Source organism: Streptomyces sp. NPDC021115, assembly GCF_044333065.1.
Classification (GTDB): domain Bacteria; phylum Actinomycetota; class Actinomycetes; order Streptomycetales; family Streptomycetaceae; genus Streptomyces.
In genome coordinates, this window is record NZ_JBIRQF010000003.1 from 610,151 (window position 1) to 623,523 (window position 13,373).

The 13,373-nt window shown below is 71.6% G+C and carries 12 protein-coding genes; 3 read left to right on the plus strand and 9 right to left on the minus strand.

Annotated elements, in window-relative coordinates:
- Positions 1-41 precede the first annotated feature (41 nt).
- Positions 42-1,379 (minus strand): gluconate:H+ symporter, encoded by a 1,338-nt coding sequence (locus ACH4TL_RS12710; RefSeq protein ID WP_398318036.1) that lies wholly within the window; start codon positions 1,377-1,379, stop codon positions 42-44.
- Positions 1,380-1,567: 188 nt separating this feature from the next.
- Here ACH4TL_RS12710 and ACH4TL_RS12715 point away from each other — a divergent pair, with 188 nt between their 5' ends.
- Positions 1,568-2,698: a DUF5954 family protein gene (locus ACH4TL_RS12715; RefSeq protein WP_398318033.1), complete on the plus strand. Its 1,131-nt coding sequence runs from the start codon at positions 1,568-1,570 to the stop codon at positions 2,696-2,698.
- Positions 2,699-2,763: 65 nt separating this feature from the next.
- Here the strand turns inward: ACH4TL_RS12715 and ACH4TL_RS12720 are convergent, their stop codons facing one another.
- The 5 genes from ACH4TL_RS12720 to ACH4TL_RS12740 form a co-directional block, all read right to left on the minus strand.
- Entirely contained in the window at positions 2,764-3,138 is a 375-nt protein-coding gene (locus tag ACH4TL_RS12720; protein WP_358617178.1) for a hypothetical protein, read from the minus strand.
- Between the two features lie 65 nt (positions 3,139-3,203).
- Positions 3,204-3,599: a roadblock/LC7 domain-containing protein gene (locus tag ACH4TL_RS12725; protein WP_398318693.1), complete on the minus strand. Its 396-nt coding sequence runs from the start codon at positions 3,597-3,599 to the stop codon at positions 3,204-3,206.
- A 133-nt stretch (positions 3,600-3,732) separates the two neighbouring features.
- Entirely contained in the window at positions 3,733-4,503 is a 771-nt protein-coding gene (locus tag ACH4TL_RS12730) for a transcriptional regulator (protein ID WP_398318029.1), read from the minus strand.
- Positions 4,503-4,925 carry a hypothetical protein gene (locus ACH4TL_RS12735; RefSeq protein WP_398318026.1) on the minus strand — a complete coding sequence of 141 codons (423 nt, stop codon included), beginning with the start codon at positions 4,923-4,925 and terminating at the stop codon, positions 4,503-4,505. Before ACH4TL_RS12735 ends, ACH4TL_RS12730 begins: the two co-directional genes overlap by 1 nt.
- Positions 4,926-5,396: 471 nt before the next feature.
- Positions 5,397-6,488: an Lrp/AsnC family transcriptional regulator gene (locus ACH4TL_RS12740; RefSeq protein WP_398318023.1), complete on the minus strand. Its 1,092-nt coding sequence runs from the start codon at positions 6,486-6,488 to the stop codon at positions 5,397-5,399.
- A 125-nt stretch (positions 6,489-6,613) separates the two neighbouring features.
- Here ACH4TL_RS12740 and ACH4TL_RS12745 point away from each other — a divergent pair, with 125 nt between their 5' ends.
- Both ACH4TL_RS12745 and ACH4TL_RS12750 read left to right on the plus strand, forming a co-directional pair.
- Positions 6,614-7,909 carry an amidohydrolase family protein gene (locus ACH4TL_RS12745; RefSeq protein ID WP_398318020.1) on the plus strand — a complete coding sequence of 432 codons (1,296 nt, stop codon included), beginning with the start codon at positions 6,614-6,616 and terminating at the stop codon, positions 7,907-7,909.
- Entirely contained in the window at positions 7,909-9,492 is a 1,584-nt protein-coding gene (locus tag ACH4TL_RS12750; RefSeq protein WP_398318017.1) for an AbgT family transporter, read from the plus strand. Before ACH4TL_RS12745 ends, ACH4TL_RS12750 begins: the two co-directional genes overlap by 1 nt.
- Positions 9,493-9,554: 62 nt before the next feature.
- Here ACH4TL_RS12750 and ACH4TL_RS12755 read toward each other — a convergent pair whose 3' ends face one another.
- The 3 genes from ACH4TL_RS12755 to ACH4TL_RS12765 all read right to left on the minus strand — a co-directional run bounded on the left by ACH4TL_RS12755 (position 9,555) and on the right by ACH4TL_RS12765 (position 13,332).
- The gene (locus ACH4TL_RS12755; protein ID WP_398318014.1) at positions 9,555-10,391 is read right to left on the minus strand and encodes an undecaprenyl-diphosphate phosphatase; all 837 of its coding nucleotides are present in this window, start codon (positions 10,389-10,391) and stop codon (positions 9,555-9,557) included.
- 121 nt (positions 10,392-10,512) lie between these two features.
- Complete coding sequence (locus ACH4TL_RS12760; protein WP_398318011.1) at positions 10,513-11,565, minus strand: AEC family transporter; 1,053 nt, start codon at positions 11,563-11,565, stop codon at positions 10,513-10,515.
- Positions 11,566-11,601: 36 nt separating this feature from the next.
- The gene (locus ACH4TL_RS12765) at positions 11,602-13,332 is read right to left on the minus strand and encodes an NAD-dependent malic enzyme (RefSeq protein WP_398318008.1); all 1,731 of its coding nucleotides are present in this window, start codon (positions 13,330-13,332) and stop codon (positions 11,602-11,604) included.
- Positions 13,333-13,373: the final 41 nt, after the last annotated feature.

Sequence of the window (13,373 nt, forward strand, 5' to 3'; positions counted from 1 at the left end):
GGCCTACTCGGCGTAAACCGGTGCCACAGCGGACCGGCCCGTCACAGGCCGAGGGCGTCCAGGCTCGCCTCGACGGCCAGGACACCGCCGAGGCCGAGCACCGCGAGCACCGTGGTGTACGTGGTGCGCGCCTTGATGGCGTCGATGACGGAGAGGTTGAAGTACTGCTTGAACATCCAGAAGCCCGGGTCGTTCACATGCGAGAAGGCGATGGAGCCGCAGGACACCGCGAGCACCATGAGCTCGGGGTGCACCCCGCTGCCGTCGAGCAGCGGCTGCACCACCCCGGCGGCCGTGACGACGGCGACCGTGGCCGAGCCGAGGGCCACCCGGAGGATGACCGCGATGAGCCACGCCAGGAAGATCGGGGAGACCGGCCAGCCGTGGGTGAGGTCCTTGATGTAGTCGGCTATCCCGCCCTCCACCAGGACGCCCTTGAAGGCGCCGCCCGCCCCGATCACCAGCAGGATCATCGCCATCGCCTGGGCCGCCTCGTTGCACGACTTGCTGACCTCCGCGAGCCCCCGCCCGATCCGCGGGCCGAACGCCCACAGCGACAGCAGCAGGGTGAGCAGCAGGGCGATCGGTGCCGAGCCGATGAAGGTGACGACGGGCAGCGCCGCGTCGGAGTCGGGCACGGACATGTCGTACACCGCGGCACCGGCGATCAGGACCACCGGGAAGAGCGCCACCGACAGCGACCAGCCCATGCCGGGCATCTCCTCGTCGCTGAAGGTGCGCTCGGTGACCAGGCCCTCGGGGATGCTGGGGTTCATCCGCCGGACGAACGGGAGTCGCGGCCACACCAGGGCGATCAGCGCGCCGATCGGCACCGCGAAGAAGAGGCCGTAGAACAGGGTCAGCCCGACCGACGCGTCGAACGACGCGGCCACCGCGGTGGGTCCGGGGTGCGGCGGCAGGAAGCTGTGCATGGTCGACAGGGCGATGGACATCGGCAGCCCGACCCACAGCAGGTTGGACCGGGTGACGCGGACAATGGTGAACGCGATGGGCACGATGATGACGAAGGCCACCTCGTAGAACATCGTCACGCCGATCAGCATCGCGGTCACCACCATGGCCACCTGCACCCAGCGCAGCCCGAAGGTGTCGACGAGCTTGCCCGCGATCCGCTGGGCGGCGCCGCAGTCGCCCATGACCCGGCCGACCATGGCGCCAAGACCGATGACGATCATCGTGTCGCCGATCTGGTCCCCGATGCCGCCCGCGAGGACGTCCGGGATCTTCTCCAGCGACACGCCCTGCACCAGCGCGACGCCGACCGCCACCAGAAGCAGCGCGATGAAGCCGTTGAGCTTCAGCTTCGTCATGAGGAACAGCAGGCTCAGCACGCTGATCCCGACGATGACAAGAGGCATGCGACCCCGCTCCACATATGTGTACTCGGTCTATGTATGGAGATGGAGGCTAGGTTGGCGCCGGAGGGCAGGTCAATAAGCGTGCGCCACCTTGTTGTTGAGGGGTGCCGCAACCCTTCGTCCCACGGACGAATGGACTTTCAGCCGATCTGTCGCGCCAATGACTTGTATGTGCTCATGCTGGCCCCATGACGGAAGAGGGCGAGAACGTCCCCGCTTATCGGACGGTCCGGGTGGCCGCGCCGGAGGCGCCGGTGGCGGCGGTGGCGGACGTGGAGGCATGGCGGTCGCGGGAGGCGTATCCGGAGATCCTCTCGGCCGGCGGGCCGGTGTTCGGGGTGGTGCGGGAGCGTGAACAGGGCGGCTGGGAGCTGGTGTCGCCGTTCTCGGGGCTGGCGCCGCAGGACGCCCGTGAGGCGATGGGCTGTCAGTTCCGCAAGATGGCACAGGAGGCGGAGGCCGCCGGTGACATGGCGGCCCACGCGGAGTGCCGGGCGGCAGCGGAGCGGATGGACTGGGAGGTCATCGACGAGATGACGGTCCGGGGCAGCCGGTTCCGGGTGGTGCGGGCCGAGCGCTTCCTCCGCTCAGGACCGCAGGGGCCCGAGCCGCCGCGGATCACCGACCTGGACCCGGCGCCGCCTGGCGAGGCACACAGGGCGCCCGACCCCACCTCGGGTTTCGTGATCGACCCGGTGACCGCCACCGGTGTGTCCGACGGCCTCCTCAAGCTCGAACTGCTGTCGATGCTGCCCAAGCGCGGCAGCGTCCCCCAGGAGGTGCGCGACGACTGCCTGCGCGCGGCGGACACCCACCCGGGAGGCGTGCTGCTGCCGCCGACGTACATGACCGTCGAGCGGTCCGGCGGCGAGTGGCGCTCCGACTGTACGGGGACGTCCGCCACCCCCCAGGGCGCCCGGGACACCCTGGCGCTGGAGATGCGGGTCCTCATCCCGTGGAAGCTCGGCCTCGAACCCGCCGAGCGCGCCCCGTACATGGCCGCGGCGGACCGGCTGGACGCCGAGCGGGGCGATGAACTGAGGGTACTGGGGCGGCTGTTCAGGATCGTGCGGGTCGAGCGCCTGGTGCGCATCGGCCCGGACGGCCCCGAGGGCCCCCGCCCCTCCGACTGGGACCCGCAGCCCCCGGTGAAGCTGCACGACCAGCAGCTCCGCGAACAGGGCCTGCTCACAGACGACGCCGAGGACGACGAGGGCGCCGGGGACGACGACCTCGAACTCGACGCGCACACCCGGAAGCTGGCCGAGCTGTTCGATGAGGAGGAGGCCCGCCGCAAGGCCCGCCCCGAGGGCCGCTGAGTGCGGCGGCGACGAAAGGCGCCACGTTCAGCGGCCCCCTCACGGTGGCCGTGCGCTTCCCCGGATCAGACCTCCAGATCGGCCTCGATCCGGCGCAACTGGTGGCGGGCCATCGCCAGGTTGGCCCGGTTCTTGTCGAGCGCCAGATAGAGGAAGAGCCCCTGGCTGTTGCGGCCCTTCAGCAGCCGGATCAGGTGGTACTGGCTGCCGAGGGTGATCAGGATGTCCTCGATGCCGTCCTTGAGGCCGAGCTGTTCCATGGTGCGCACCTTGGCGCGGACCACATCGGTGTTGCCGGCGGCGGCCACCGTCAGGTCGAGTTCCTTGCCGCCGCCCAGGGTGCCCAGGGCCATGCCGCTGGAGTAGTCGACCAGCGCGACGCCGAGGGTGCCCTCGATAGACGTCATCGCCTCTTTGAGCGCGGTCTGGGTGTTCGCCATGATCGAGTGGTTCCTTTCGATGGATGGTGTTGAAGGTGGGGGTGTCCGGGGGTGTCTGCGGGAAGTCAGCTCTGCTCGGCCTTGCCGAGCGCTTCGCCCACCAGCTCGGCGACGCGGGCGCCGGAGCGGCGGGCCTCCATATGGAGGCGGCCCACGTTGGTGCGATCGCCCGCCAGCACGGTCAGGACGGCCGCGGGGCCCGCGGCGTACGTGGCGACGTAGCCCTCCTCGCCGCGGACCAGCAGTTCGCGGAAGGCTCCCCGGCCGGTGGCGTCGGCCAGGGACTGCGAGACGCCGAGGGCCGCGGCGGTCAGCGCGGCGACGCCCTCGGGTTCGAGGGAGGCCGTGTCGTGTGCCAGCACCAGACCGTCGCTGGTGGCGACCAGGGCGCCGGTCACATGAATGACGCGGGCCCGCAATCGGCGCAGCTCGTCCAGGACTTCGGCTTCGGCGGCCAACAGCTCTCTCCTCTCCGCACGCTGTCGCGGGTCGGGCGCGCGTCGGCGCGGGTCCGCGCGCTGCCGCGGGTCCGGGCGCTGCCGCAGGGCGCGTCTCACGACGGGAGACCCGAGGCGGCGGGGGCGGTCGGGGGAATCACAGGTGTGCCTCCAAGGCGTCACGGAGCCGACGCAGCAGTGGGGCGTCGGGTTCGGCGAAGTCGACCGCGGCCGGGACCGGTTGCGGGACCGGCGGCATGGGGGTGCGCGAGGGCCGGGGCGTCTCCACGTAACCGGCGGCCGCCAGCCGCCGTACGTCGAGCAGTGTGTGGAAGGCGGGGCGGCCCAGCGCCCGGGCGATCCCGGCGGGGGTGCGGACCCCGTCGGCGAGCGCCAGCACCGCGCGCTGGCGGCGGGTGACCGGCGGCAGATGACCGTCCGGGCGGCGCAGCACCACCGGTTCGGTGTCCACCGGCGGATACGGCCACAGGCTGTCGAGGAGCTTGCCGCGCCGCCGGATCTCCCGCTCGACGGCGGCCGCGCCCACCGGGCGCACCGGGCCGAGCCAGTGCGCAGCGCCCCGCTGGAAGCCGCGCGGTCCGCTGCCGGGACCGAGCGCGAACCAGGCCGCGTCGAACAGTGCGCCCAGATGGCAGATCTCCAGCTCCGCGTCGGTCAGCCGCCCGCTGTCCACCAGGAACCGGCCGACCCGCCCGGCGGCGGCCGTGCGGTCGACCGCCTCCCGCCAGCTGTCGGCGGTCAGCCGCCCGCCGGTGGTGAGCAGCACGTCCAGGCCCGGCGCCTCGGGGCTCTCCGCGTGCACGATCTGCCCGTCCGCGAGATAGACGGTGCCCGCGTCGCACAGCAGGGCGCCGCTGGCCCGCTCGTCGGCCAGCTCGGTGAGGCGGGGCGCGCGGCCGGGTCTCATCAGAGCGCCAGCCGCTGCGACAGATCGCGCAGCCGCATCCGGGCCATCGCCAGGTTCCCCTCGTGGCGGTCGAGCCACAGGTAGAAGAAGACGCCGCTGTCGAAGGCGGTGTCGACGAAGCGCAGCAGGTGGTAGCAGGTGTGGGTGGTGACGATGACGTCCTCCACGGGGGCCTCCCCGGGCGCCCCGCCGTCGCTCTCGTCGAAGCCGCCCCCGCCGCGCGGTTCGAGCGCCGCGAACGCGGACTGCTCGGCGGCCATGCGCGCCAATTCGGCCGTCTCCGCCGCGGTGGCCTCGGGGTCGCCGTGGCGGGTCTCGCCGACCATGCCGAGCGCGAGCCCACTGGTCCACTCGATCACGGCGGCGCCGCGCGCGCCGTTCACCGTCATGGCGTCGAGCAGGCATTCGTCGATACCGGGCATGCGGTCTCCCCTCCTGCGTTGCCCGTGGCGCGCCCGGGGGCTTCGCCAGTGACGGAGAGGTTACGCACGGTTCAGCGGATGGGGGTGAAATCTGTCGTTGGGCCGACACCGCGTACGCCGTGTAGTAAGGTCCGCGGCCCTTTCGGGCCTCCGCGGCCCCATGGCCCCCGGCGGCATCGCGGCGGGGGAGTGGCCGGTACGTCGGCCGCCGCCCGGCACACCGCCCCGGACCAGCCGGTTCGCGCCACGCCGCGAGGGTCCGTACGCAAGCGTCGGGGGCCTATGCGGCTGTCGTACCGCCCGTGCCGCGGCCGCGCCGGATCGTCGCGGCCGCCGGGCCGGGCGTAGCGGGAACGGGCTCTTCTGGGTTACCGCGAGGGAGACGCATCATGCGATTGTCCTACGCAGGCATATGACAGATGGATAGGCGCGAGGCGCCTTCCACTCGTTGAGCTGACCGAATCCCGACGCTCAGTTCTCGTCGGGCGCCACGCCGCCCCCGTCGGGCGTCACATGGCGCGTTGCCTGGGGCTGACGCAGCGGGACGACGCCCACACAGCGCCCGTCCCGGTCCAGCAGCCGCCCCATGTGCTTCACCGTGCGCAGCACCACCGAGCGGTCGTCGATGGCCAGATGCGGCACCTGCCGCGCCACATGCGCCTCGAAGCCGTGCACATCGCTCATCGCGCGCAGCCAGACGTCGATCACCACGTTGTGCGGACCGGCCGTGATCGAGCACGACCGCACCTCCCGCATCCCGGCCAGCAGCCGGGTGGTCTCCCGCAGATGCCGCGCGGGTACGGACGCGAAGTACACCGCGGACAGCGGCCAGCCGGACAGCGGCCGGGCCAGATCGCAGCGCAGGCTCACCCAGGAGGCCAGCAGGACGCCCAGCCGGCGCCGCACCGTGGTGGTTCCCGCGTCGGCGGCCGCCGCCAGGTCCCGGATGGACATCCGGCCGTCGGCGCCCAGCAACTCCAGCAGCCGCGCGTCCAGCGTGTCCGGGCCCGGGGCGCCGCGGGCCGGTTCGGGCGCGGGGCAGGCCGCCGCCTCCAGCCGGGCGCACTGCGCCGCGTCCAGGCTGCGCAGCCGCCACCGGCTGCCCTCGGTCGGCATGGCCGTGGCCACATGGGTACGAGTGGCCCGTACTCCCGGTCTCCCCCGGAACAGCACCGTGCCGAGGTGCGCCAGCTCATCGAGGTCCGCGGTCTGCACGGTGGCCACCAGATCCCGGCTGCCCGCCGTGAGCTTGACGTTCGCCACCGCCGGATCGGCCGCCAGCGCCTCCGCCACGTCCTCGCCGACCCCGGGCTCGGTGTCGATCTCCACGACGGCGGTCACCACGATGCGCGCGTCGGAGAGCCGCGGATAGGCGGTCACCCAGGCCAGCCCGGCGTCCTCCAGCCGGTGCCAGCGCCGCGCGGCCGTCACCGGGTTCACCCCGAGGACGTCGCCGACCAGCGTCCACGGGGCCCTGGGGTGGATCTGGAGGGCGTGCACCACCGCCCGGTCCAGTTCATCCAGTTCGCCTTGCGGTTGCCCGGCGGAAAACTGCGTGTCCATGGGCGGCTGATTCCTGCGCGATGTGGCCGATTCTCGATGGAATGCTGCACCGTAGCACGCGGAAAACACACCGGCCCAACACTGCTGCCTACCTGTTCACCGCACGCGAGGAGTGAATCCGGTCCATGAAGGATCAGCTGGCCCCCGAAACCGTCCGGACCGCGTTGCGCATCGAGAACGCCACCCTCATCGACGGCACCGGGGCGTCCCCGGTGACCGACGCGGTCGTGATCAGCGACGCCGAGGGCACCCTCACCTACGCGGGACCCGCCGCGACGGCGCCTCCCGCGCCCGCCGGCGACCCGGACGGACACCGGGTCGTCGACGCCGGGGGCCGCACCGTCCTCCCCGGCTTCTTCGACTGCCACACCCACCTCGCTTACGCACACGCCTCCCCGCCCGGCCGCCGCGGCGAACTCGACCCGGTGCTCGTCACGTTCGACACCGCCACCCGCATGCGGCAGACCCTGGACGCGGGCATCACAAGCGCCCGCGACCTGGGCGGGCTCGCCGCGGGCTACCGCACAGCGGTGGAGAGCGGACGGATCACAGGACCCCGGCTGCACACCGCCGTACGGATCATCAGCCACACCGGTGGCCACGCCGACGTACGGCTGCCCGACGGCACCGACCTCAGCGGCGGCTCGATGTCCGAACTGGCCGACACCGTGGACGAATCCCGCCTCGCCGTGCGCAAGGTGCTGCGCGAGGGCGCCGACCTGGTCAAGGTCTGCGCCACCGGCGGCATGGGCAGCCCGTACGACCAGCCGGAGGACGAGGGGCTGCTGGAGGAGGAGATCCGGGCCGTGGTGGACGAGTGCCGCCGCCACGGCGGCAAGCCCGTCGCCGCCCACGCCCAGGGCACCGCGGGCATACTCAACGCCCTGCGCGGCGGCGTCACCAGCATCGAGCACGGCTACGGACTGAACGACCAGGCCCTGGAGATGGCGGGGGAGCGCGGCACCTTCGTCGTACCGACCCTCTCCACCGTCTACGCGGGCATCAACAAGGACACCATGGCGCCCTTCCACTACGAGAAGAAGGTCCGCTGGTCCGGCATCACCAAGGAGAACATCGCCCGCGCCATCGAGCAGGGCGCCCGCATCGCGCTCGGCACCGACGCCGCCGTCTGCCCGCACGGCCAGAACCTGATGGAGCTGAGCTACCTGGTGGACCTGGGCATGGACCCCATGGCCGCCATCGTCGCCGGAACCCGCACCGCCGCCGAACTCCTCGGCGTGGACGACCGGCTCGGCACCCTCACCGCGGGCCGCACCGCCGACCTCATCCTGTGCGACGGCGACCCGCTCACCGACATCGCCGTCCTCGGCGACCCCGCCAACATCCTGTGCGTCGTCCAGGACGGCGCGGTCAAGAAGGACCTCCTGCTCCCAACAGCCACGAAAGGGGCGCGACCCTGATGGCATCGCTGACGGGAATCCCCGCCCAGAACGGCGAGTCCCCGGACAACGGCAAGCCCCGCGGGCTCGACCGGGTGCTCTCCCTCATCGAGCGGGCGGGGAACGCCCTGCCCAACCCCGTCGTCCTGTTCGCCGGGCTCTTCGCACTGCTGGCCGTCGTCTCCACCGCGCTCTCCGCCATGAGCGTCTCGGTGAAGGTCCCCGGCACCGACGACACCAAGAACATCGAGGGACTGCTCACCGGCACCGGGCTGCGCTGGCTGCTGCAGAACCTGATCCCCAACTTCGCCACGTTCCCGCCCATCGGGGCCGTCGTGGTCCTGATCATGGTGGTCGGGCTCGCGGAGAAGACCGGCCTGCTGGAGACGGTGATGCGGGCCACCCTGGCCCGCATACCGCGCGCCGCACTCCCGTACGCGGTGGCGCTCGTCGCCAGCCAGGCGCACATGATGAGCGACGTCGGGGCCATCGTGCTACCGCCGCTGGCCGCCATGGTCTTCAGGAGCGCCGGACGCCACCCCGTGGCGGGTCTCATCGGCGGCTTCGCCTGCGTCACCGCGGGCTACGCGGCCGGGTTCACCATCGGCTCCCTCGACGCCCTGTACGTCGGGATCACCCAGCAGGCAGCCGCGGTGCTGCCCGCCGCCGAGGGGCTCCACATCCACCTGCTCATCAACTACTTCTTCACCGCCTCCAGCAGCATCGTCCTCGCGCTGCTCGGTGGATTCCTCATCAGCCGCGTCCTGGAGCCGCGCCTCGGCCCGTACGAGGGCACCTACGAGCCGGCCGACGGTGAGTCCGGGCCGGAGGACCTGGGCCTCACCCCGGTCCAGCGCCGCGGCCTGGTGGTCACGGGTCTCGTCGTCACCGGTTATCTGGCCCTGGTCCTCGCGCTCTGGCTGCCGCCCGGGGCCCCGCTGCGCGGCGAGGGCGGGGCCTTCGTGCCCTCGCCCGTGCTGGAGGGCATTGTCCCCGTGCTCTTCTTCGCGTTCCTGCTGGCCGGGGTCACCTACGGCTTCACGGTCAGGAAGCTCACCGGTGCGGATGACGTGGTCACGGCCATGACCGACTCGATGAAGAACATGTCCGGCTACCTCGTCATGATGTTCTTCGCCGCCCAGGTCATCGCGCTGTTCACCTGGTCCAATGTGGGGGTGCTGATGGCGGTGAAGGCCGCGGCACTGTTCAAGGCCACGGGGGTGACGGGCTTCTGGGCGATCATCGCGTTCGTCCTGCTGGCCTCGGTCCTCAACCTCTTCATCCTCTCCGGGTCCGCCCTGTGGTCCCTGGTCGCCCCCGTCTTCCTGCCCGCGTTCATGCTGATGGGCATGAGTCCGGCGCTCAGCCAGGCCGCGTTCCGCATCGGCGACTCCGCCACCGGGGTCATCACGCCGATGAACCCGTACCTCTTCCTCATCCTCGCGATGGTCCGCCAGTACGAACCGGAAGCCCGGCTCGGCACCCTCATCTCCCGGCTCGCCATCTTCGTCGTGCCGTTCATGGCGGTGTGGCTGGCGATCCTGGGGATCTTCTACGGATTCGACCTGCCGCTGGGCCCGGGCGCCACCATCGGCATGAAGTGATTCCTTCTCGGCAAGCGGCGTTGCGAACGGCCCCGGGCGACCGCCCGGGGCCCCGCCCGCGCTCAGGCGCTCAGTACGTGCGTCCCCAGCAGGCCGAACAGCAGGACGCCCACCGCGACGCGGTAGATCACGAAGGCGTTGAAGGAGTGCTTGGCGACGAACTTCAGCAGCCAGGCGATCGACGCGTACGCCACGACGAACGACACCACCGTGCCCACGACCAGCGGCCCCGCGGCCACCCCGCCGCCGAGCGCGTCCTTCAGCTCGTACAGCCCCGCACCCGTGAGGGCGGGCAGGCCGAGGAAGAACGACAGCCGGGTGGCGGCCAGCCGGTCCAGGTCCAGGATCAGCCCGGTGGACATCGTCGCGCCGGAGCGGGAGAAGCCGGGGAAGAGCAGCGCGAGGATCTGTGAGCCGCCGACCAGCATGGCGTCCTTGAGCGAGGTGTCGTCCTCGCCGCGCTTGTGGCGGCCCATCCGGTCGGCCGCCCACATCAGCCCACTGCCCACGATCAGCGATCCGGCCACCACCCACAGGGACGCCAGCACCCCCTCGATCAGCGGCTTTGCGGCGAGGCCGACGGCCACCACGGGGAGGGTGGCGTAGATGACCCACCAGGTGAACTTGTAGTCGTGCCGCTCGCGCAGCTCCCGGTTGGCGATGCCCCGGCCCCAGGCGCGGGCGAAGCGAACGATGTCCTTGAAGAAGTAGAGCAGCACCGCGGCGATGGCACCGACCTGGATGACCGCGGTGAAGGCGACGACGGCCTTGTCGTCCACCGGGATGTCCATCAGCCCCTCGGCGATCTTGAGGTGGCCGGTGGAGGAGACGGGCAGGAACTCGGTCACCCCCTCGACGACGCCGAGGACCACGGCCTGGCCGATGCTGATCGCGCTCAACGGAGCCATCCCTGCGCTGGAGACATGTCCCTCTTTCTAGCACGACGCCCGATACGCCCAGGGCGCGCCGGTACGCGACCCAAGTGCGTACCGGCGCGCCCCGGACCGGGCTCCGGCCCCGCTAGCTGGTCAGGTTGATCAGCATCGGCAGTGAGACGAACGCCAGCACGATGCTGATGATCACCGAAGAGGCGATCCGGTGCTCCTCGCTCTTGACGTGCTGCGACGCGAGCATCATCGGCACGGGAGAGACGGGGAACGCCAGGATCAGGGCCGTCTGCGCGGCGACCTGGTGCCCGGCCAGTACCAGCCCGATGGCGTAGGTGCTGAGCGGCAGCACGATCACGCTGGTCAGCGCGATCGCGATGGCCCCCGGGCTCAGCTCGGGCCGGCCGACGCGGGCCAGGGTGACGCCCACCGACAGCAGCGCCACACCCGAGGCGGCCTGGCCCACCAGCGACAGCGAGCTCTCGATCATCTCGGGCGGACGCACCCCGGCCAGCGCGATGATCAGCCCGAGCAGCGGGGCCCAGGCGAACGGCTTGCGCAACGGCTGGAGGACCTTCACCCAGGTGGGAACGGGCTTGGCCGCGGCCGGTGGCGCGGTCCCGCCGCCGTCCCGCTCCTCCTCGGCCGCGGCCGGTCCGCCGCCCGAGGACACCAGGGCGCGGGCGGGCGCGGACGCCGTCGCGGTGGCTTCCGTGGCGGGCGAGCGGCCGAGGTTGAGCAGGATCAGCACGAGGGGGTCGAGGAGGACGTTGACGAGGATGCCCGCGATGGCGATCGGGATCGCGGCCTTGGCATCGCCGAACAGGCTGCCCAGGATCGTGACGCCCATGAAGGCGTACTGCGGCTGGACGGAGGCGAGCGCCAGGATCGACGCCCGCTCCAGCGGCAGCCGCCCGGCCAGGCGCAGACCCAGCAGGATCAGCCCGAACAGGCCGAGCAGCCCGAGGGCGAGCATGCCCACCAGGGGGCCCTGGCCGAGCAGGATGTGGCGCGGGGTGTTCGCGATGCCCAGGAAGAGGGACGCCGGGAGGGCGAACTCCATCGTGAGCACCCGGAGCGCGTCCGCGCGCTGCCCGTCGAACGACGTGCCCCGCCCGGCCCCGTAGCCCAGGGCGATGACGAGGAAGACGGGCACGACGATGGTGAAGATGTGCGAAAAAGACATGGTCCAGTCCCCAATTCAGCCGGTAGGTGCGGTTCGTCAGACCGGCTGGATAGGGCGGTAGACCGGGCTCCACATGGCCTCGCGGACCGTGCGGTCGAGCTGGTCGTCGGCGATGGGCGTACGGGCCACCCCGTCGCGCGCGGCGGCGCGGGCGACGGCCGCGGCGACCGCGGCGGAGGTCTCGCGCAGCTGGTCGACCATCGGGAGGACCGGGGCACCAGGGGTGCTGGAGTCGATCATCCCGGCGATCTGCTCGGCGGCGGCGAGCAGCATGCCCTCGGTGACCCGGGTGGCCCGCGCCACGATCGCGCCGAGACCGAGCCCGGGGAAGACCAGGGCGTTGTTGGCCTGCCCGATGACATGGGTGACCCCGTCGTGGGTCACGGGCGGGAAGGGGCTTCCGGTGGCGATCAGGGCCCGTCCGCCGGTCCACCGGACCAGGTTCTCGGGCGTGGCCTCGGCCAGCGGGGTCGGGTTCGACATCGGGAGGATGACGGGCCGCTCGGTGTGGGCGGCCATCTCCCGCACGATCTCCTCGGTGAAGGCGCCGCCCTGGCCCGAGGTGCCGATGAGGATGGTCGGCCGGGCGCGGCGGACCACCTCGGTGAGCGCGATGCCGCCGACCTGCTCGTCCCGGTGCCAGTCGGCGACATCGGCCGCCCGCCGGGCGTACCGCCGCCGGTGGTGGTCGAGACCCTCGGCGTCATCGGTGATCAGGCCGTACCGGTCGACGCACCAGAACCGGTCGGACGCCTCCTGCGGGCCGAGCCCGTCGGCGATCAGGGCGTCGCGCAGCTGGTCGGCGATGCCGAGCCCGGCCGAGCCCGCGCCGAAGATGACGATGCGGTGGTCGCGCAGCGGCGTACCGGTGACCCGGGCGCCGGACAGGACGGCGGCCAGGTTGACGGCGCCGGTGCCCTGGATGTCGTCGTTGAAGGTGAGCGCCTTGTCGGCGTAGTGGTCGAGGATGCGCCGGGCGTTGCCGGACCCGAAGTCCTCCCAGTGCAGCAGCGCGTCGGGGAAGACGCGGCCGACGGCGGCGATGTACTCGGCGATGAAGGCGTCGTACGTCTCGCGGTCCACGCGCGGATGACGGTTGCCCAGGTAGAGCGGGTCGTCCAGGAGTTCCTGGCGGTTGGTGCCCGCGTCCAGGACGACCGGGAGCGCGCGGGCGGGGTCGATTCCGGCGGCGGCGGTGTACACCGCGAGCTTGCCGACGCAGATGTCCATGCCGCCCACGCCCCAGTCGCCGATGCCGAGGATGGCCTCGCCGTCGGTGGCGACGAGCAGGTCCACGTCATCGGCGCCCAGGCCGCTGGCGCGCAGCGCGCGCTCGATGTCCTGCGGGGCGTCCACCGAGAGATAGACGCCGCGGGAGCGGCGGTACTCATGGCTGTAGCGCTGGATCGCGGTGCCGACCGTGGGGGTGTACACGATCGGCAGCATCTCGCTGAGGTGCTGGCCGAGCAGGTGGTAGAACAGCACCTCGTTGCGGTCCTGGAGGGACCGCAGATACACGTTCTTGTCGAGGTCGGTGGGCTTGGCCCGGTACTGGGCGTAGGCGCGGGTGGCCTGCTGTTCCAGGGTCATGACCTGGGCCGGGATGAGGCCGGTCAGTCCGAGGGCGTCGCGTTCGGACTCGGTGAACGCGGTGCCCCTGTTGAGCCGGGGATCGCTGAGGATGGCGCGCCCCCGTGCGGTGGTCTTCATGGGTACTGCTTCCTCTACTGGTCGTGCTTCGCGGTGGGTGACACCGCTAAAAATCACGGTACCAAGAGGTTGAAACGCGGACCTTCAGGGGTCCGTGG